This window comes from Halopseudomonas pelagia, assembly GCF_009497895.1.
In the GTDB taxonomy this organism is placed as follows: domain Bacteria; phylum Pseudomonadota; class Gammaproteobacteria; order Pseudomonadales; family Pseudomonadaceae; genus Halopseudomonas; species Halopseudomonas pelagia_A.
Genome location: NZ_CP033116.1, coordinates 2,114,660 through 2,131,971 on the forward strand (window position 1 = coordinate 2,114,660; position 17,312 = coordinate 2,131,971).

22 protein-coding genes are annotated in these 17,312 nt (G+C 58.2%); 9 read left to right on the forward strand and 13 right to left on the reverse strand.

Annotated features, from left to right (window positions below; genetic code table 11):
• Window positions 1-6: 6 nt before the first annotated feature.
• The 4 genes from EAO82_RS09990 to EAO82_RS10005 all read right to left on the reverse strand — a co-directional run bounded on the left by EAO82_RS09990 (window position 7) and on the right by EAO82_RS10005 (window position 3,634).
• Window positions 7-639: a glutathione S-transferase family protein gene (locus EAO82_RS09990; protein WP_096347562.1), complete on the reverse strand. Its 633-nt coding sequence runs from the start codon at window positions 637-639 to the stop codon at window positions 7-9.
• Between the two features lie 178 nt (window positions 640-817).
• Entirely contained in the window at window positions 818-1,720 is a 903-nt protein-coding gene (locus EAO82_RS09995) for a LysR family transcriptional regulator (protein ID WP_096347561.1), read from the reverse strand.
• A 3-nt stretch (window positions 1,721-1,723) separates the two neighbouring features.
• On the reverse strand, window positions 1,724-2,620 hold the full coding sequence (locus EAO82_RS10000) for a LysR family transcriptional regulator (RefSeq protein WP_174958821.1): 897 nt from the start codon (window positions 2,618-2,620) through the stop codon (window positions 1,724-1,726).
• A 153-nt stretch (window positions 2,621-2,773) separates the two neighbouring features.
• The gene (locus EAO82_RS10005; protein WP_096347559.1) at window positions 2,774-3,634 is read right to left on the reverse strand and encodes a carboxylate/amino acid/amine transporter; all 861 of its coding nucleotides are present in this window, start codon (window positions 3,632-3,634) and stop codon (window positions 2,774-2,776) included.
• Between the two features lie 186 nt (window positions 3,635-3,820).
• Between EAO82_RS10005 and tenA the strand changes: the two genes are divergently transcribed.
• The gene (gene tenA, locus EAO82_RS10010) at window positions 3,821-4,489 is read left to right on the forward strand and encodes a thiaminase II (RefSeq protein ID WP_096347558.1); all 669 of its coding nucleotides are present in this window, start codon (window positions 3,821-3,823) and stop codon (window positions 4,487-4,489) included.
• A gap of 54 nt (window positions 4,490-4,543) precedes the next feature.
• Here the strand turns inward: tenA and EAO82_RS10015 are convergent, their stop codons facing one another.
• The 3 genes from EAO82_RS10015 to EAO82_RS10025 are packed head-to-tail and all read right to left on the reverse strand — an operon-like array spanning window position 4,544 to window position 6,108.
• Window positions 4,544-4,954 (reverse strand): hypothetical protein, encoded by a 411-nt coding sequence (locus tag EAO82_RS10015; RefSeq protein ID WP_096347557.1) that lies wholly within the window; start codon window positions 4,952-4,954, stop codon window positions 4,544-4,546.
• Window positions 4,954-5,526, reverse strand: a complete 573-nt coding sequence (locus EAO82_RS10020) for a T6SS effector amidase Tae4 family protein (RefSeq protein WP_096347556.1) — start codon at window positions 5,524-5,526, stop codon at window positions 4,954-4,956. The genes EAO82_RS10015 and EAO82_RS10020 overlap by 1 nt, the downstream gene beginning before the upstream one ends.
• On the reverse strand, window positions 5,527-6,108 hold the full coding sequence (locus EAO82_RS10025; protein ID WP_096347555.1) for a PAAR domain-containing protein: 582 nt from the start codon (window positions 6,106-6,108) through the stop codon (window positions 5,527-5,529).
• A gap of 221 nt (window positions 6,109-6,329) precedes the next feature.
• On the opposite strand from EAO82_RS10025, the gene EAO82_RS10030 reads away from it, so the two are divergent.
• From EAO82_RS10030 to EAO82_RS10040, 4 genes are all read left to right on the forward strand, one after another.
• Window positions 6,330-6,527: a hypothetical protein gene (locus EAO82_RS10030; RefSeq protein WP_096347554.1), complete on the forward strand. Its 198-nt coding sequence runs from the start codon at window positions 6,330-6,332 to the stop codon at window positions 6,525-6,527.
• A gap of 196 nt (window positions 6,528-6,723) precedes the next feature.
• Window positions 6,724-7,737: an SDR family oxidoreductase gene (locus tag EAO82_RS10035; RefSeq protein WP_096347553.1), complete on the forward strand. Its 1,014-nt coding sequence runs from the start codon at window positions 6,724-6,726 to the stop codon at window positions 7,735-7,737.
• A gap of 190 nt (window positions 7,738-7,927) precedes the next feature.
• The gene (locus EAO82_RS20805) at window positions 7,928-8,089 is read left to right on the forward strand and encodes a hypothetical protein (protein ID WP_174958824.1); all 162 of its coding nucleotides are present in this window, start codon (window positions 7,928-7,930) and stop codon (window positions 8,087-8,089) included.
• Between the two features lie 179 nt (window positions 8,090-8,268).
• Window positions 8,269-8,727 (forward strand): ABZJ_00895 family protein, encoded by a 459-nt coding sequence (locus EAO82_RS10040; RefSeq protein WP_096347552.1) that lies wholly within the window; start codon window positions 8,269-8,271, stop codon window positions 8,725-8,727.
• 55 nt (window positions 8,728-8,782) lie between these two features.
• Here EAO82_RS10040 and EAO82_RS10045 read toward each other — a convergent pair whose 3' ends face one another.
• From EAO82_RS10045 to EAO82_RS10070, 6 genes are all read right to left on the reverse strand, one after another.
• Window positions 8,783-9,445: a lysophospholipid acyltransferase family protein gene (locus EAO82_RS10045; RefSeq protein ID WP_218838654.1), complete on the reverse strand. Its 663-nt coding sequence runs from the start codon at window positions 9,443-9,445 to the stop codon at window positions 8,783-8,785.
• 7 nt (window positions 9,446-9,452) lie between these two features.
• Window positions 9,453-10,409 (reverse strand): phosphatidate cytidylyltransferase, encoded by a 957-nt coding sequence (locus tag EAO82_RS10050; RefSeq protein ID WP_218838653.1) that lies wholly within the window; start codon window positions 10,407-10,409, stop codon window positions 9,453-9,455.
• Window position 10,410: 1 nt separating this feature from the next.
• Window positions 10,411-11,073, reverse strand: coding sequence for a CDP-alcohol phosphatidyltransferase family protein (locus tag EAO82_RS10055; protein WP_096347551.1), 663 nt, complete (start codon window positions 11,071-11,073; stop codon window positions 10,411-10,413).
• Window positions 11,074-11,077: 4 nt separating this feature from the next.
• Entirely contained in the window at window positions 11,078-11,467 is a 390-nt protein-coding gene (locus tag EAO82_RS10060; protein WP_096347550.1) for a hypothetical protein, read from the reverse strand.
• Between the two features lie 422 nt (window positions 11,468-11,889).
• Window positions 11,890-12,732, reverse strand: coding sequence for an OmpA family protein (locus EAO82_RS10065; protein WP_096347549.1), 843 nt, complete (start codon window positions 12,730-12,732; stop codon window positions 11,890-11,892).
• A gap of 46 nt (window positions 12,733-12,778) precedes the next feature.
• Window positions 12,779-13,174 carry a DUF4398 domain-containing protein gene (locus EAO82_RS10070; protein WP_096347548.1) on the reverse strand — a complete coding sequence of 132 codons (396 nt, stop codon included), beginning with the start codon at window positions 13,172-13,174 and terminating at the stop codon, window positions 12,779-12,781.
• Between the two features lie 325 nt (window positions 13,175-13,499).
• Between EAO82_RS10070 and EAO82_RS10075 the strand changes: the two genes are divergently transcribed.
• From EAO82_RS10075 to EAO82_RS10090, 4 genes are read left to right on the forward strand one after another with little or no spacing between them, the layout of a single operon-like run.
• Window positions 13,500-13,940 (forward strand): DUF2141 domain-containing protein, encoded by a 441-nt coding sequence (locus EAO82_RS10075; protein WP_096347547.1) that lies wholly within the window; start codon window positions 13,500-13,502, stop codon window positions 13,938-13,940.
• Window positions 13,941-13,942: 2 nt separating this feature from the next.
• Window positions 13,943-15,445, forward strand: a complete 1,503-nt coding sequence (locus EAO82_RS10080; protein ID WP_096347546.1) for a carotenoid oxygenase family protein — start codon at window positions 13,943-13,945, stop codon at window positions 15,443-15,445.
• Window positions 15,445-16,509, forward strand: a complete 1,065-nt coding sequence (locus EAO82_RS10085; RefSeq protein WP_096347545.1) for a sensor histidine kinase — start codon at window positions 15,445-15,447, stop codon at window positions 16,507-16,509. Before EAO82_RS10080 ends, EAO82_RS10085 begins: the two co-directional genes overlap by 1 nt.
• A complete protein-coding gene (locus EAO82_RS10090) occupies window positions 16,506-17,267 on the forward strand; it encodes a LytR/AlgR family response regulator transcription factor (RefSeq protein WP_096347544.1) in 762 nt (253 codons plus the stop codon). Before EAO82_RS10085 ends, EAO82_RS10090 begins: the two co-directional genes overlap by 4 nt.
• Window positions 17,268-17,312: the final 45 nt, after the last annotated feature.

Genomic DNA, 17,312 nt, shown 5'->3' on the forward strand with positions numbered 1-17,312 from the left:
CTCGGCTTAGTTGGCCTGCAGACCTACAGCGGTTCGCGCCATGGGTACGAAGTCGGGCAGTGCTTCAACCCGTTGCAGCCAGGCGCGCACGTTCGGGTAGTCCTCCAGCGACACATTGCCTTCCGGGGCATGGGCGATATAGGCGTAGTTGGCCACATCGGCGATGGTGGCTGTATCGCCTGTCAGGAACGGCGAATTGGCCAACTCGCTGTTCATCACTTTGAGCAGCACGTGGGAGCGGGTGATAGCCTCGGCGGCATTCAATTGAGCGCCGAATACGGTGACCAGGCGCGCAGAGGCCGGGCCGTAGGCAACCGGGCCGGCCGCCACCGAGAGCCAGCGCTGGATGCGCGCCGCCGCGACAGGCTCGTCAGACATCCAACTGCCGCCGCCGTCGTACTTCTTCACCAGGTACACCAGAATGGCATTGGAGTCGCTGAGAATGGTGCCGTTGTCATCGATAACCGGCACTTGCCCAAAAGGGTTAATGGCGAGGAATTCAGGTTTTTTGTGCGCCCCATTGGCCATGTCGAGATCCACCGGTTCCATGGGCAGCTTCAGCAATGAAAGCATCAACTGGACGCGATGGGCGTGGCCGGACAGGGGGTGGCGATAGAGTTTGATAGCTGGTTGAGACATGATCGTGGCTCCGCATCTGGTTAAGGAGGTCAGCGCAGATCAAACCGGCTTGGGCTACTTGCGCTGGGAAGTACATGCTGCACCCACTCGCGGCTGAGCAGAATCACCATGCAGAGCAATGCATAATTTCGTTTTCTGAAAGAGTGGGGCAGGGTGTTGGCGTTTCAGCCGTGTAGCGTTAGCTTAGAAAGGCGGGGTGCGCGCGCAGCCTGGGCGTGGCAAAGTCGATAAAAGTACGCACTCGCGCCGCCGCCCGGCGACCATCACGGTAGATCAACTGTGCTGGTATGCCCTGGATCGCAAAGCTGCCCAGTACCGGCTCCAGCAAACCGCTCTGCAGCTCATCATGCGCCTCATAACTCATACAGCGAATCAGCCCCAGCCCCAGGGTTGCGGCTTTAATGGCGGCGCGCTGGGTGGTGCAGGTCAGCACCGGCGCCGGTTTCACCACACGCGTGGAGCGCTCTGAACAAAAGCGCCACTCACTTTCCTCGCCAGAGGCGGTGGTCAGCACGCTGCGATGGGCTTTAAGGTCCTCGAGCGTCTGCGGGCGCCCCCACTTAGCCAGGTAAGCGGGTGAGCCGCAGACGATCGGCTGCACCGTCCCCACCGCCATGGCGAACTCCGAGGAGTCCGGCAAATGGCCCACCACCAGCGCAACATCAATATTGTCCTCAAGCAGTTTTGGCAGACCTTCGCTGGCGCGGGTGTGCAAGTACACGTCGGGAAACGCTGCAAGATAGTCGAGGGCGATGGGCGTCAAGATCTGCTGATCCATCAGCATCGGCAGTGCCACGTTCAATTGCCCGGCTGGGCGCGCATGCAGGCCGGCGGCGGAGCGTTCGGCAGCGGCCGTATGCTCTAGTATCTGCTCGCAACTGGCAGCAAACAGCTCGCCCGCAGGGCTAAGTTCGACGCCGCGCGGGCCGCGCAGCAGCAGGGTGTTGTTCAGGCGTGCTTCCAATTCAGCGATGCTGCGCATAACGGTCACGGTCGAGAGCTCTAGCTGGCGCGCTGCCGCGGCAAGGCTCCCGGCTTGCGCCACGGCTTCGAACACCTGCATCTGACGGTAATGGCTCATACGCTAGAGTCTCCCAGCCCTCTGCAGCGCCGGCTCCTGCAAAAACCGTTCGGCACAAAAGTCGACAAAAGTACGTACTTTAGCCGGAACCCGCCCGCCACCCTGATAGAGAATGTGCACCGGCAACGCCGCTGCTTCATAGGTATCGAGAATAATCTCCAGCTCGCCCTTGGCTACCAGCTCGGCCACCTGATAAGACAAAACCCGTGTCAGCCCCCACCCCAAGCGCGCCGCATTGATCGCCGCCCGGTTGGAACTCACCAACAAACGCGGCTTGGGGTGCAGGGAAGTGGTGCCGGTTGGCAGGTTGAACTGCCAGTCGGTGAGAAGGCTGCTGGCAGAGGACATCACAATAGGCGCAGTCAATACGTCCTTAGGTGCTTTCGGCCGACCAAATTCCTCGAGAAAGGCCGGGGCAGCGCAAATCACCGGGCGGATATGCCCGACCTTGATCGCCTGCAGGCCGGTGTCTGGCAAGTGACCGATGCGTATGGCCACATCCACGCCCTCGTCGACCATGTTTACCAGTCGATCCACCAGCAGGGCGTTGATAGCCACCTGCGGATGCGCAGCCAGGTACTCGGTAATCTGCGGAATCAGATACAGCTCGCCGAACATCACCGGCGCCGTCACCGTGAGATTACCCCGGGCTCGGATGCTGCTGCCGGTGGCCAGCTCTTCGGCTTCGTCCAACTCCAGCAGGATGCGCTTGCAGTCTTCCACATAGCGCCGCCCGGCTTCGGTCAGGCGCAAGGTGCGCGTGCTGCGTGCGAGCAGCACCGTACCCAGGCGTTTCTCCAGGCCGGCAATCACGCGCGTCACGCTCGGCGGCGACATGCCCATCAGCTTGGCACCCCCGGCAAAGCTTTTCGCCTCCGCCACGGCCAGCAGTACTTTCATTTCCTGAAACCTGTCCACAGTTACCGCCTTGCCTGGAACCTGATTGGTAGCACACAGCGTAGCGGCGTTGGATAGGGATGCGCTACTTGTCCCGGTGGTTTGGCTGAACTAACGAGCGATATAGGTTGCTGCTGACGATCACTTGAGGCGAGCTCAAGTGGGACGTGTGCGCGCCCCCCGCTTACTGATCCACAGCGCTAGAATGATCAGGCTGCCGCCGATCGAAAGCGGCAGTAGAGCGGTGTCAGTGCGCCAGACCACCAGATTGAGCAGCAAACCCACTGGTACGGACAGATTGTTCATCACCGCGAGTGTGCCGGCGGATACCAGGGTTGCGCCCTTGTTCCAGCAGAACTGTCCGACCGCCGTGGCAAGCACCCCCATCCATAGCAGCACGCCCCATTGCGTAGACGTGGTTGGTAACTGCTCGGGATCGCCGAACAGCAGCCACGCAGGCAACACCACCAGCAGCGCGCCGAGGAAGAAGTAACCGAAGCGTCGATATAGCGGGATCTCCGACGGAAAGTGCTGGGTCAGGTGCTTGTAACCGATCTGCCCGCTTGCGAAGGTGAAGTTGGCCAGTTGCATCAATAGAAAGCCGCCAAGAAAACCAGCAGAAATCCCGTCGAATCGTATGACCCCCGCGCCCAGCACGGCAACCCCCGCGGCCACAAGTGCCCAGGGATTGAATCGCCGCCGCAGCGCATCGTCAATCAGCGTCACGTGCAGCGGCGTCAGCACCGTGAACAGCAGCACTTCCGCCACGCTCAGCAGATTGAAGCTCAGGTACAGGCAAATGTACGTCACGCCAAATTGCAACGACCCCACCAGCGTGACCCCGCCGATAAATCGGGGATCGACGCCGCGCCAGCGTGTCAGCGGCAGAAACACCAGGCCGGCCAGCAGAACGCGGGTCAGCACTGAAAAGTAGGGATCCACCTGTCCGGCCAGATGGGCACCGATCAGATTGAAGGACACGGCCCAGAGCACCGTGACGAAGAGCAGATAGGTCATGTCGCCTCCATTACAGGAGCGCAACCATAACGGCTCGCCGGCAAATCGGCCACGCGCGTTGTGTAGCTTTTTTTGAAAATGGGCGCAGGCCTCATGTTCGCCGCGTCTGCGCAACCAGGTGTGCGTTGGCTATGCTATGGTGCCTTTTGTTGCAGATTATCTATCAAAAACAGCGAGATAAAGTAGATGCCCTATACCTTCGAGCACCTCAAACAACACTGTCAGCATGAATGGGATGCCTATATTCAGCATGATTTTGTTATTCAATTGGGCGAGGGCAGGCTGGCGCCGGAGTCGTTCCGTCACTATCTCAAGCAGGACTATCTGTTTCTAATCCAGTTTGCCCGCGCCTTTGCTCTGGCGGCATACAAGAGCACCACGCTGGACGATCTGCGGCACGCCAAGGCAGGGCTTTCGGCGATCGTCGATCTGGAACTGGGCCTGCACATTCAGTACTGCGAGGAGTGGGGCATCAGTGAGCAGGAATTGCAGGCCTTGCCGGAAGCGCGCGCAACACTGGCATACACCCGCTATGTGCTCGACACTGGCAACCGCGGAGACCTGCTCGACCTGCACGTGGCGTTGGCACCCTGCCTGGTCGGTTACGGTGAAATCGCCAACTGGCTCAACACCCGGGCGCAAACGCTGCGCGGTGAGCAGAATCCCTATGATGCCTGGATTGGGATGTACGAGAGCGCCGAGTTTCAGGTGGCGATGCATGCCGAGATCGACTGGCTGAACCGGGAACTGGCAGACGTAACCCCTAGACGCTTCGAGCGCCTGGCGCGGATCTTCAGCGACGCCACCCGGCTGGAAATTGATTTCTGGGCCATGGGGCTGGAGCTTCGCCAGTAGCGATAGGTTGCATGGAGGGGGTCATGGAAAAGGAGGAGGAAGATTACGAAGTGCTCAGGGCAGGTAAGCGTCCTGAGTATGAACAAACTGATCAAATTCGGCCGAATTGTATATCGCCAAACAGGCATGAAAGGCGCTGTTGCCGTTGCCGGACTTCATAGGTGAGCCATCAGCGGCGTAGCGATTTAGAACGAAATTGCGCGTATCCAGATAGGGGTCGTGCAGGATGTCCATCGTGTCTTCATCCTGCAGGATCTGATGCGCGCCTTTTCCCATGAAATGGTAGGCGCGGCTGGCGCTGGCCAGATCCTCACGCAGAACAGACTGCTCTTCGGGCAGGGCCTCCAGCAGGCAGCGGGTAAGGCCATAGTTTTTCAGAGACTGCCGGGCATCTTCGGTAGCGGTGTCAGCCAAGTTGGTCGCACAGCCGCTCATCAGAAGTGTGGCCAATAGCAAGGCTTTCATTATTTGAGTTCCCAATAGAGGATGCGCACGGGTGAAACGCCGGGGTTGCGGTAGGCGCTGCCGTTAGGGTTCTGGTAATCGGAGCCGTCGCCGGTAAAGCTTCCATCCCAGAGCGTTACATGACCCGTAGCATCGCCCCAGCCCTGCACCTCTACCACGATCAGTCCCTTGAGCCCGTTTAGCGTGGCTGACTGGTCGGGGGTTAGGGTTTTATCCGGCGTTCCCCAATTGTGCCTGACAAAATCGACTACACCCGTGACCCGCAATATGTAGGGCAAGCCGTCGCCGCCACGTACACGGTAGATGTTGGTGCGAGGCGTAATGGTCCCCGTGGGCACCTGATAACCACCGTAATTGAAAGCCCTACTCTTACGTAGCGCACAAGCATTAGTGTAATCATTCGGGTTGCTGCGACGTAGCTCGGCAACATTATCACCCACCAGATCGTAGACCGCCTGGAAGTCCATTTTCCCAACCTCAGCATAGGCATTCCACAGATCCTCAAAGCGAGGTCTTTTGACCTCGACGCTGGTTGAGGTATTGCCGGCGGAGGCAGTCAAGGTGTTTGTCATTCAGATGTCTCCTTGCAGGGGTACGGACCTTGAAGTAAAGACCCCCGGTATGAATACCGAGCCGTCTTCGCTTACGCGTCCACTGACGGATGTGTCAGTAATTCCTGCAACGGTAATCTCTATCAGATCACCCGGCGAATAGCCGGAGGTATCAGCGTGTAGATTCAAATCAGTGTAGAACCGAGAGCTATCAGCAAGCGGAGTTTTTCCCTCCCCATAAAAGAAGTACAAACGATCGACCGACTTGTCAGCTGGCTTAACGCCGCCGCCAAGGTTGGGAGCAGAAAAAGGGGAGCCTGAGTGAATGTTACTGAGGCTAATGCTGCCCTGTGCCAGTAACGTATTGGACCCCGGCGGACAACCGCAGGCCACATAGTCGCCAGTCCGAGCCGCCGGTCCTGCGGGTAGCTGTACCGTTCTACCGCCGACTGCGATGATTTCACCAATGCCTTTCTTGCATGCTGGGCAGGTGGCTTTATGACCCACTAAACTGGCGACCAGGCCGTCAAATACGACGCCCTCATTACCTTCGATTACTTCCCCGCCAGTGGAGGTCTTTGACCCTATACCAATTCCAAGCATGACGTCTGACTCCCCCTGTTTACATTTCTCGACCTGATAACGCGTGGCAAAGGAGCTTAATTGCTAATGCGGATACGTCAATTCCAGGCTGGTAGCTTTGCTGGGCAGGTCACAGATTCTAATTGCCAAAGGCGCAGGGGTGTATGCCAGTTGCCGAGCTTGTAAGATGGCATAGCTAAAATGCGTCCTGGAATGGTCAATTCGAGAGGCCGGAAGATCAAATGGACTTCATCTTCGATTTTTTAATAAACGCATTAGCTCACCGTATCGGCGTTTGCGTGCTGGGTGTTCTAAATGGCGGCAGCTTCAAAGGGGAGAGCGGTTATGCCTGGGGTTGTGCTGTAGTGGTGGGCTGTGTAGTACTCCTCACGCCCATAGCCGCTATTATCGGCTGGCTCATTTTCGCCAATAGCAGATAAAGTTTTTCTTCCGCCTCGTCCCCGTGCGGCCACCGTTCCTCGATGTGTTCATACGCAAATTCAAGCGGTGCTTTAGGTTGAACTCCCCCCTAGTTGTCCTGACAAAAATTAAGAGCCTGTGGCAATTACATATTCCTCATGACGCCAGGCATCCATTTGATATTGGAAATGGGGCATACAAGCAGGAGGACAAGCTATGAACAAACATCGTTATAAACCACTTCAAGCACAGACCATGGTCATCACCGGTGCCACTTCAGGTATTGGACTGGCTACCGCCCAGCGGGCCGCACGCTATGGCGCCAGATTGGTTCTGGCTGCACGCAACGAGGATGAACTGAAAAATCTCTGTTTTGAAATCAGCCAATCTGGCGGCAAGGCCGCATACGTGGTGGCCGACGTAGGAGAAGAGCAGGACGTTCAGAAGATCGCCGACAAGGCTGTCGAGGAATTCGGTGGCTTCGATACCTGGGTAAACAATGCAGGTGTTGTGGTGTTCTCCGAGCTGCAAGATCTACCAATCGAAGACCATCAGCAGATATTTCAGACCAATTACTGGGGCGTGGTTTACGGGTCACGGATTGCCCAGAAGCATTTCAAGACGCGTGATAACGGTGGATCCATCATCAATATCGCCTCCATCAACGCAGAGATGCCCGTCCCGATACTGGGCGCCTATTCAGCCAGTAAAGCTGCGGTAAAAGCCTATTCTGACGTGTTGCGCATGGAGTTGTTGCATGAGAAGGCACCGGTGAAGGTCACCGTCGTCATGCCTTCCGGCATTGCCACGCCGATTTCTGACCATGGCCGCAGCTACATGGAAGACCGCGGCAAGATAATGCCCCCGCTCTACGACCCCGAGCTGGTCGCCGAGGCCATACTCACCGCTGCGCAAAAGTATGTGCGTCAGATCACTGTCGGTGAAACCGGGCGGATCTCGATGTTAGCGTGGGATCTGGTTCCTTCGGTGATGGACAGGGTCATCAGCTGGGCGCTGCCTAGAGTGCAATCGAGCGGCAAACCAAAGTCGCCTACCGATAATCTGTACTCGGCAGACGAGGACGGCGCTGTCTATCTCAATCAGCGCCGTCAAGGCCTGATGCTGAGCCCTTACACCCAGGCGCGGCTGCATCCAAAGGCGGCCCTGGGCGTTGCAACAACAGCTGTGGCGGTAGGCCTGGTGGCGTTCAAGCTCATCAAAGGTCGCTAGGGTTAAAGGATGCCTAGCGCTAGATCCACAAAGCCCGGAAGGGTGTCCGCGTTAGCCGCGCGGGCATTCTGGGTCCTGGCCACGCCAGCTGCGCTGATTTACTGAACCTCAACCAACCGACGCAGTCGTTATTTAAGAGCACGTTGTTTTATTTTTTCGCTCGCTGCCAGTTACCCACGAGGATATTTGCATGCCAAACCGAGACGCTAACGCCCCACACGATCCCAAGCCCAAGACAGACCAGGAACAAACAGACAAAGAGAACAAAAAGCGTAAAGAGCATGACGACGATCTGCTGGATGAAACCCTGGACGAGTCATTTCCGGCGAGCGATCCACCGGCTAATTACTGACAGTGACAACAGCCTGGCTTCTTTGATGGTCATGCCAGCCGAGCTGTCGGCTGGTTGCTGCTTTGCCAAATCAAATCCCCGCCCTTTATCCCCCCTGTTTATTTTTGAAGGTTGACTGAATAATACGTCAAACCGCAGTCGGTAAGGCCGACATACTCCACAACACAAGGAAGTCCACCATGATCCAGCTCACCCCACTGAAAAAATACCTGTTCATCTTCGCCGGCGCCAATTTGTGCCTGATGGTGATCGCTGCGGTGGTGTTTGCCCTGCTGGACCTGGAAGGCAATGCCGGGGTCAATATGGGTATATTGATAGGCTCGGCGATGGCGGCCGGGCATTACTTTCTCAAGGACCATCAGCGCCTGCCCACCGCCGCCGAGAAGCGCTGGCTGGTTTTCATGTCGTTCCTGGCATCCGTGCTGGTCTCGCTGCTATTCGTCCTGGCCATCGTGGCGATGCAGCCAGAAAGCGTCGCGGTGATGCGGATTATGCTGCAAGAGAACGCAGTCGTTTTCCTGATCGTCATGCTGGTGGTTTCGCTGGTCTATCTACTGGTGCTCTGGCTGGGCTACGGCTTTATGCTCGACAAGCAATTCAAAGCGATGCAAAAGAAAGCGGCATCCGGCCGGCCGTGATGTTCATCTGACCCAACTGCGTCGCAACCGCCACCGCATCGTCGCAATCAAGTCCTTAACTTTCCCACCGTTCATCACGACGGGTAATACATGCAGCCAATAGCTCTTCCAACGAGGTCTGCAATTGCTGCATAAACACGTTGCTGTCTTCACCCGGCAGCAACGCTTCACCAATCACTACATCACAGTTGAACGGCACCAGCATGGACTCACCTTTTGGCAGGGCGCGGCCCAGGCCGTGCATGGCGATGGGAGTTACTGTGGTGCCGGGGTGGGCGCGGGCGAGGTGGTAGATGCCCTTGCGCAGCGGTTGCAATTGTTCGGCTTCGCCGCGGCTGCCTTCCGGGAATAGCAGCAGTATCTCGTCATTGGCCAGCGCCTGTTGGCACTGCTCAAATACCTTTTCCTTGTCGACCTGGCTTTGCCGGTCTAGCGGGATGATGCCGATCACGTTGAGCGACAGCCAACTGGTAAAACGGTTGCGCAGAAAGTAATCGGCGGCAGCTACGGGGCGCACGCGGTGCAGCTGGCTGAGCGGGTAGAGCGCCATCAGCACCAGGGTATCGAGGTGGCTGTTGTGATTGGCCGCCAGGATTGCCGGACCGCGCGCGGGCAGGCGCTGCGCGGAATAAATGTTGAGCCCCAGCAGCAGGTACACCAACGGTTTGACGATCAGTAGGAAAAACAGCCGCTTGGGCAGACGTTGAATGAACGACATGGTGGCCTCAGTAGCTGGTGTAGAAAAGAAAGTGGAAGAACAGCGGTGCGGTGTACATCAGGCTGTCAATGCGGTCGAGAATACCGCCATGACCGGGAATCAGCTGGCTGGTGTCCTTGATGCGCAGGTCACGCTTGACGGCAGAGATGGTCAGATCGCCGACAAAACCAGCGCAGCCGATGAGCAGACCCGCTGCCAGGCCCTGCCAGAAACTCATTGGCGTCAGCCAAGGGGCCAGCAGGCCACCCAGCAGAGTGGTGGTGGCTACGCCACCGAGAAAACCAGCCCAGGTTTTGTTGGGGCTGATGGTGGGCACTATCTTGCGCTCACCAAACTTTTTACCCCAGATGTACTGCGCCACGTCGTTGAATTGGGTGAGGAATACCAGATACAGCACCAGGCCCACGCCGCCACCGGAGGCGTTTTGATCCGCCGGCAACATCAGCAGGTAGGCCACGTGGCTGATGGCAAACACCGTGGTCATGATTGCCCATTGATATGAGCCAACCGCACGGATAAAGCCTTTGGTTTCGCCCAGGATCAACAAGCCGAAGGGGATCAGCAGGAACAGGTAGACCGGAATAAAAACGATAAACATGCCGTACCAGTCTTTGGCAATCCAGTAATACTGCAGCGGCACCATCAGATAGAGCGCGAGAATCAGACGGCGGTCACTGATGCGTACAGGCAGTATCGAAAAGATTTCCCGCAGCGCGATAAAACTCAAAATCGCGAAGAAGATTAGCGAGGCTGTTTGGCCAATCATCAGCGCAGTAAAAACCACCGCGACCATGATCCACCAGGAGTTGATGCGCTGCTTGAGTTCCAGATGTGCTTCCGGGCTTAAACGAGAGCGTAGGCGCCATTGGGTGATGGAGGCCACCACCAGCATTGCCAGAACTACCAGCATGGCCACAAGCGCATTGGGGGTGAGATCAAGCATAAAGGGCAAGCCGATATCCATGTCAGTTGGCTCCACGTTGTTGCAGGAGCATGTAGGCGTTCATCAAGCGACGCAATGCGGTTATCGCGCTGCCCACCACCAGCAGGATCAGGCTGATCCAAAGCGCCATGCCGTAGTGCCCCCAGAAGATCTCCAGTGCAGATATCACGGCAGCGACTGTAATCAGCGCCATACGTTGCTGCTTGGCCATTGGGCCGCGAAAGTCCGCTGCCAGCCCCAGGGAGACGCCCAGCACGCGAATGTAGGCGGTCATGACCGCAAGCAGAGCGCCGAGCCAGGCCAGCCACATGGCGCTGGGGAAATCCGGCAACGCAAAGCCGCAAGCCACGATCAGCAGCGGATCGGCGATGCGGTCCGGCACGTCATTGAACAATTCGCCTGCCGGCGTCTGCTTCCCGCCTTCCATCGCGACCATGCCATCGAACAGATTGCACAGCAGGCGTAATTGAATCAGCAGTGCGGCGGCCAGGAACCACAGTGAGCGCTCACCCGCCAGCGTCTGCCCGGCCATCACCAGCGCAGCGCCGCCGCCAAGGGCAAAGACCACACTGAGGATCGATATCTGATTGGGCGTTACCTTGCGGCGGCTAAGCCAGGCGGCGAAGCGTCGCATCAGTTGCTGGTCGCGGATTTTCAGGGGGCGACGGTTACTGAGATCTGTCATGGGGTTACTGCTCCGAGGTCGCGGCGTCGCGCGCCAGCGAAAGGGTGAGATACAGGCAATAGGCAAAAGCCAGGCAGCTGGGCGGCAGGATGGTGGCCCAGAGCGCGGGGGTGTCATTGGCCGTATGCGCCAGCCAGAGTGCGCTGAAGCTGACCGAAACAATCAGCAGCGGCGGCGCCGCGATACGCAGAACACGGCCAGGTAGCCGAGCAAACAAGGCGTTGGCACAAACGGCCATGAGCAGGGTAATGATCGCGCTGGCGCAGCCTTGCAGCACGCCGGCAACCAGGGCTTCTCGGTGCCCGGCGGGCCAGTTGGCTAACAGCGCCCAGCCACCCCAGAGCACAAAGGCCAGCGCCGCCGCTAACAAGCGGCCAGGAGCCAGGGCGCTCATTAAGCCGGGCCTTTTGTGCAGGGCTGGGGTCGAATCTTTAAGCGTGCCAGGGAGGTGAATAGCAGAGAGAGTAAAACGCGCTGTAATGGCAAATAAATCATGCCCTGAAATCCTGTTCGATCGGCATCAAAGGGGCAGGTTACCGCAAGTGTCGAGCAACGCACGAGCACTCCCTGTTCAGCCTGTGACCTGGGTCATGAATTGTGTTGCAGTTGGGGCCTATATCCAGATGGGTTCAATTCAGTGTTTCACCTTTTCCGTCGCTGGCGGCCTTGATGCTCTGGCTGGGTTACGGCTTTATGCTCAGCAGGCAGTTCAAATCCATGCAGAAGAAAGCGGCATCCTGACACAAAAAAGCCCGCCAATTAGGCGGGCTCTGGTACAAACGCATGGGGCACCGGCTAGCGATGCCCTGACGCGCTTTACTCGATAGACGAACGCGGTGCTACGGGCTGGTCATTGTCGGAAATGGTCACTTCCACCCGACGGTTCTGCGAGCGGCTGGAGGCCGAATCGTTGCTGGCGACGGGGTACTGTTCGCCATAGCCGACCACCTGAACGCGCTGGGAATTAACGCCAGCGTGCGTCAACGCACGTTGCACTGACTCGGCGCGGCGCTGAGACAGCTGCTGGTTGTAGGAATCGGCACCGGTACTGTCGGTATAGCCTTCCACCACCAGCTGACGCTCGGGGTTGTCATTCAGAAAGCTGGCCAGCTTCTGCACGTCACGCACGCCTGACGGCTTGAGCTCGGACTTGTCGACGTCGAACAGCACGTCACCCAAAGTGATCAGCGTACCGCGTTCGGTCTGCTTTGCCTTCAGCTCATCCTGCAGTCTGCGGATCTGCGCCTCACGTGACGCCAACTGCTGCTCGCTTGACTTCAGCTGTTGCTCACTTGATTTCAGTTGCTGCTCACGTGACGAAAGCTGAGCTTCGGCGCGCTTGGCAGCAGACTGCTCCAGATCCGCTTCTGCGGACCGCAAAGCGATGGTCTGCTCGGCCAGCTCAATGCGGCGCTGGGCTACATAAGAGAGTTGGTCGACTTGCTTCTTGTCACCATTCTCAAAGGCCTTGCTGGCTTGATCGACAGCCTTGCCAGCATCTTCGGTCTCCAGCGCAGCCATCTGGCTGGCGCGGGGGTCACCTTGGAGTTGGGCATATTGCGCCTGAGCCTGCTGCAGGTTGCTGTTGGGCTGTGAAGCACAGGCAGACAGGCCAATGGCCGCGGCGAGCACGGTGGTAATAGTCATTAATTTGTTCATAACAGGTAATCCTTGGGTGAAGGCGATAGGGAAGGGGGCGTCTTGATCACTCGGCGCTGCGCATACCTTCTTCGCGCAGATCCTCGATCCCCTGGCTGGCGTCCTTCAGGGCATTTTGCGTCTTGGCGGCCCGCGCCTTGCGCTCGGCAACGCGTGCATCCCACTCAGCTTGCTCAGCGAGTACGCGCGCCTTGTCATAGTCCTTTTCCTGCATGGCCATTTCGGCCTGCTTCCACTTGTCACGTGCGGAACGCATCTCCACCGCTGAATACTCGGTAGCCTCGGCGCTGACTGCAGCGTTCACGGCTGATTCGGTCAGGGCGAATTGGGCAGTAGGGGGGTTGCCCGCGCAACCTACTAACAGCAGACCACCCAACGCCACAGCCGCCAACATGGGCAGTCGGAAATGCGATAGGGGATTTTTGATAGTGTTCATGTTCATGATCAGTCTCCAATGTAAATCTCGCCTGACGGATCAGAACAGCGGCCGCAAGCATTGTGTTATTCATTGCCTGATCTTCTGCTTCCGGGCCGGACATACACGAATTACTGGCTCTTCATTAGACACCTTATTTCAACAATCGGCTTGGTTATTTATCTAACGGAACGAAAATCGATACAAAACAACAGGCTTGCCCCTTCCTTTTCGCTCGTCGCCCTGTTTCTGCGTCTTATCGCACCGTACGGCGTTCCATCGCAAATCCGTCTCTGCTCGCGGGTAGAGCTGTCAGATTGAGCTTCCCGATCACCACACGGAGCAGCTAGCGATGCGACATAACCCTAAATCTCTAAACCTCCCTCTCTTCACCGGTCTGCTGGCCTTCGGTTGTAGCGCACTGAGTGCAGATCTTCAGATCGACATCAGCAATGCCAAGCAGAGCAATGGTCTGGTTTATTTCGCGCTGTATGACTCAGCAGAGTCTTACGAGGAGCGAGAAATGCGCGAAGGGGCGATTTCCACAGAGAGTGATACGCCTCCGTCTGCCGTATTTACTGGTTTGCCGCCGGGTGACTACGCAATCACGGTCTATCAGGATGTAAACGCCAACCGCAAGCTCGACACCAACCTCATCGGTATACCCAACGAACCTTACGGCTTCAGCCAAAATGCTATGGGCGCTATGGGGCCACCGGATTTTACTGCAGCCGCGATCAGCTTGTCGGCAGACGATGAAACCCAGGTGATCAACATTGAGCTGAGGAATTAATCATGAATCGTCGTGAGCTATTGCAGCAAATGTTGATGGGTAGCGCCGCCGCCATGCTGGTGCCCCTGAGTCTGGCCAGGGCTGCAGGTGAGGCTGGTAGCATGGTCGGCAGTGCGCCGCATAAGGCATGGCTGCTGGGTTATCAGAGCGTGCAGCAGAACAGCCTGAGCAGCGATTCATTGCGCTTGAGCGGCCGCTGGCCTGCAGCGCTGCAAGGCAGCTTCTATCGCAACATGCCGGCGCGTTTTGAGCGCGGCGGGCAACGTTACCAGCACTGGTTCGACGGTGACGGCATGCTTCAGGCGTTTCGGTTGAACGGGGGCAGCATTGCCCATCACGGCAGGTTTGTCGAAACGCGTAAGTTCCGTGTTGACGAGAGCGCCGGGCGGCAACGCACGCCCGCTTTCGGCACGCGGCTGGCGAGTATGGAAGCAGTCGCCGGTCCAGACGACATGAACGTGTCCAATGTGAGTGTGACCTGGCATGGCGAGCGCTTGATGTCCCTGTGGGACGCAGGCTCTGCCTGGGAACTCGATCCGCAGACGCTCAGCACCATCGGCCCGGTGACCTGGCGCGACGATCTGCAAGGCGTGCCGTTCTCTGCCCATCCGCGCAAGGATACCGATGGCAGCCTGTGGAATTTCGGCGCGGCTCGCCAGATGCTGTTGATCTATCACATTGGCGCTGACGGCACGCTAAAGAAAGCCGAAGGCATCCCCGTGCCGGATCTGCCGATGGTGCACGATTTTGCCATCACCGAGCGGCATCTGATATTCCTGTTGCCGCCCATGGTGCTGGACGCAGACCGTTCTACAGCCGGGCAAAGCGTGCTCGATAGCTACCGTTGGCACGCTGACCAGCCCATGCGAATCCTCACCGTTGACAAGAACGACTGGTCCCGGCAACGCTGGTATGAACTGCCGTCCGGCTTTGTGTTTCATCTGGGTAACGCCTGGGAAGAGGCTGGGGGTACTATTCGGTTTGACTACCTGCGTTACGCCGATGCCCGGGTGTTGACCGAGAGTTTCCGTGCGGTGATGACGGGCGAGTACAGCGGTGGACACCGTTCGCAGCTTGCACAGGTCACGCTTTACCCTGATAGCGGCCGCGCCGAGCAGCAGCTGTTGCCGGGTGAATGCGAGTTTCCGACACTGGACCCGCGTGCCGTTGGCCGACGCCAGCGTTTCCTGGTGCTGGCCGAGGCCACCGGCGATATAAGCCACCCTGGATTCAATGCGCTGAGGCGAATCGATCTGGACCGGCAAAATGAGCAACACTATCGTTTCGACGAGGGCATCATGGTAGAGGAGCATCTGGTCATACCCAAAACAGCCAACGCCGCTGACGGCGACGCCTGGTTGCTTGGTACCGTGCTGGACACCAAAGCTGGCATCACCCGCCTGACATTGTTTGATGCAGCGCATCTGCAGGACGGCCCCATGGCTCAGGCGGCGCTGCCCTACAGTCTGCCGTTGGGCTTTCACGGCCACTTTGTGCGCAGCTGATGAACATCCGATCAGAACATTCTGACGCGCATAACGCGCATGAGCCTTCATTCTGGTTGAAGGTGCCGGCATGGGCGCGCTGGGGCGGGGCTATCGTCTTCAACACGGTTATCGCCCTGTTTCTTACGGCTATCGACTACGGCGGCTCCCTGATGGTGAACTGGGTGTTTTCCCAGTGCATCGGTTTGACCATCACCTCCTTTGTGGTCCTTAGCCTGGGCTTTATCCATGTTCGCCCGTGGCGCGCAGTGGGCCTGGGTCTGGCGGTGGTGTTGGGCTCCATGCTGGGCACCGGGCTGGCACTGGTGGTCACCGGGGTTTACCAATTCGAGGAGCCAGTTTCACGGGCGTTCTGGCAGGCGGTGTTTATTGGCCTGGTGTTCGGCACTGGTATCACCTTGCTTGCCTTCTACCGCGAGCGCACCCTGCGCACAGAGCAAGCACTTGATGCCGAGCGCCTCAAGCTTCTGCAGGGTGAAAAGGCGCGGGTAGAGACCGAGTTACGCCTGCTGCAGGCACAGGTCGAACCGCACTTTCTGTTCAACACGCTGGCGATTCTGCGCGGTTTGATCGGCCGTGATCCGCTGGCAGGCAGGCAGCTGCTGGACCACCTGATCGACTATTTGCGTGCCAGCCTGTCCCATAGCCGCTGCGATCACGCAACGCTGGGCGAGGAACTGGCGTTGTTGGACAACTACCTCACCATCATGCAATTTCGCATGGGCGAGCGAATGACGTTCAGTATCAAGGTTCCCGATGAATTGCGCAGCCAGCCGCTGGCCCCCATGCTGCTGCAACCCCTGGTGGAAAATGCTATTCGCCACGGCCTGGAGCCAAAAACCGGGCCTGGCCGGATGTGGATTAACGTATCGAGTACGGGCGATGTCATTCAGATGCAAGTAGGCGACGACGGTATTGGTTTCAGCAGTAGCGGCGCCGCCGGGACCGGGCTGGCCAATATCCGCGCTCGCCTTGCCACCCTCTATGAGGGGCGAGCTACACTCACCCTGGAAGACAACGACCATGGCGGTGTAACCGCCACGCTGAGGGTGCCGCGCGCATGAGCATCCGGGTACTGATTGCCGACGACGAGCCAGAGCTGGTCCGCGAGCTGGACCGCCAGCTGCGCCAGGCCTGGCCGGGGCTGACCAGCATTGCGCATGCCGCCGATGGGTTGGAAGCCCTGCGCCTGCTGGAGCAAACACAACCGCAGATCGCCTTTCTGGATATCCGCATGCCCGGCCTCAGCGGCCTTGAAGTGGCCGCGCAGCTGCATCAGCCTTGCCATATCGTCTTTGTTACAGCTTACGATCAGTACGCAGTCGACGCCTTCGAGCGCGAAGCCGTGGATTACCTGCTCAAACCGGTACGCGAAGACCGCCTGCAAGTCACGGTTGAACGTCTGCAGCAACGCCTGGCCAGCGGAACCCCCATGGGCGAAGATCTAGCCGCCCTGTTGGCCAGAGTCACGCAGATGCTTGAACCCGCACCGGTGTCGCCGCTGCAGTGGTTACAGGCTTCGGTCGGTGAACGCATACGGCTGATTGCGGCGGCTGAAGTGCTTTATCTGCGCTCCGAAGACAAATACACCGTCCTGCACACCGCAGATGGCCATTACCCCATCCGCACGCCGCTAAAGGAGCTGGAGCCACGGCTGGACGGCGAGCACTTCTGGCGCATTCACCGCAACTGCATCGTCAATGCCCGCTATGTGCAATCCATCAGTCGTGACTTTCGTGGGGGTCTGAATCTCAGTTTGAAAGGCTGCGCCGATAAACTCGTGGTCAGCCGCAGCTACGCCGAGCGCTTTCGGCCGCTGTGAAACAGCATTAGATCACTTTGCCGTACCCATGCATCTGCAGCCGCG

Coding starts and splice junctions, on each gene's coding strand:
- EAO82_RS09990 (WP_096347562.1), bottom strand. CDS start 639: ATGTCTCAACCAGCTATCAAACTCTATCGCCACCCCCTGTCCGGCCAC.
- EAO82_RS09995 (WP_096347561.1), bottom strand. CDS start 1,720: ATGAGCCATTACCGTCAGATGCAGGTGTTCGAAGCCGTGGCGCAAGCC.
- EAO82_RS10000 (WP_174958821.1), bottom strand. CDS start 2,620: ATGAAAGTACTGCTGGCCGTGGCGGAGGCGAAAAGCTTTGCCGGGGGT.
- EAO82_RS10005 (WP_096347559.1), bottom strand. CDS start 3,634: ATGACCTATCTGCTCTTCGTCACGGTGCTCTGGGCCGTGTCCTTCAAT.
- tenA (WP_096347558.1), top strand. CDS start 3,821: ATGCCCTATACCTTCGAGCACCTCAAACAACACTGTCAGCATGAATGG.
- EAO82_RS10015 (WP_096347557.1), bottom strand. CDS start 4,954: ATGAAAGCCTTGCTATTGGCCACACTTCTGATGAGCGGCTGTGCGACC.
- EAO82_RS10020 (WP_096347556.1), bottom strand. CDS start 5,526: ATGACAAACACCTTGACTGCCTCCGCCGGCAATACCTCAACCAGCGTC.
- EAO82_RS10025 (WP_096347555.1), bottom strand. CDS start 6,108: ATGCTTGGAATTGGTATAGGGTCAAAGACCTCCACTGGCGGGGAAGTA.
- EAO82_RS10030 (WP_096347554.1), top strand. CDS start 6,330: ATGGACTTCATCTTCGATTTTTTAATAAACGCATTAGCTCACCGTATC.
- EAO82_RS10035 (WP_096347553.1), top strand. CDS start 6,724: ATGAACAAACATCGTTATAAACCACTTCAAGCACAGACCATGGTCATC.
- EAO82_RS20805 (WP_174958824.1), top strand. CDS start 7,928: ATGCCAAACCGAGACGCTAACGCCCCACACGATCCCAAGCCCAAGACA.
- EAO82_RS10040 (WP_096347552.1), top strand. CDS start 8,269: ATGATCCAGCTCACCCCACTGAAAAAATACCTGTTCATCTTCGCCGGC.
- EAO82_RS10045 (WP_218838654.1), bottom strand. CDS start 9,445: ATGTCGTTCATTCAACGTCTGCCCAAGCGGCTGTTTTTCCTACTGATC.
- EAO82_RS10050 (WP_218838653.1), bottom strand. CDS start 10,409: ATGGATATCGGCTTGCCCTTTATGCTTGATCTCACCCCCAATGCGCTT.
- EAO82_RS10055 (WP_096347551.1), bottom strand. CDS start 11,073: ATGACAGATCTCAGTAACCGTCGCCCCCTGAAAATCCGCGACCAGCAA.
- EAO82_RS10060 (WP_096347550.1), bottom strand. CDS start 11,467: ATGAGCGCCCTGGCTCCTGGCCGCTTGTTAGCGGCGGCGCTGGCCTTT.
- EAO82_RS10065 (WP_096347549.1), bottom strand. CDS start 12,732: ATGAACAAATTAATGACTATTACCACCGTGCTCGCCGCGGCCATTGGC.
- EAO82_RS10070 (WP_096347548.1), bottom strand. CDS start 13,174: ATGAACATGAACACTATCAAAAATCCCCTATCGCATTTCCGACTGCCC.
- EAO82_RS10075 (WP_096347547.1), top strand. CDS start 13,500: ATGCGACATAACCCTAAATCTCTAAACCTCCCTCTCTTCACCGGTCTG.
- EAO82_RS10080 (WP_096347546.1), top strand. CDS start 13,943: ATGAATCGTCGTGAGCTATTGCAGCAAATGTTGATGGGTAGCGCCGCC.
- EAO82_RS10085 (WP_096347545.1), top strand. CDS start 15,445: ATGAACATCCGATCAGAACATTCTGACGCGCATAACGCGCATGAGCCT.
- EAO82_RS10090 (WP_096347544.1), top strand. CDS start 16,506: ATGAGCATCCGGGTACTGATTGCCGACGACGAGCCAGAGCTGGTCCGC.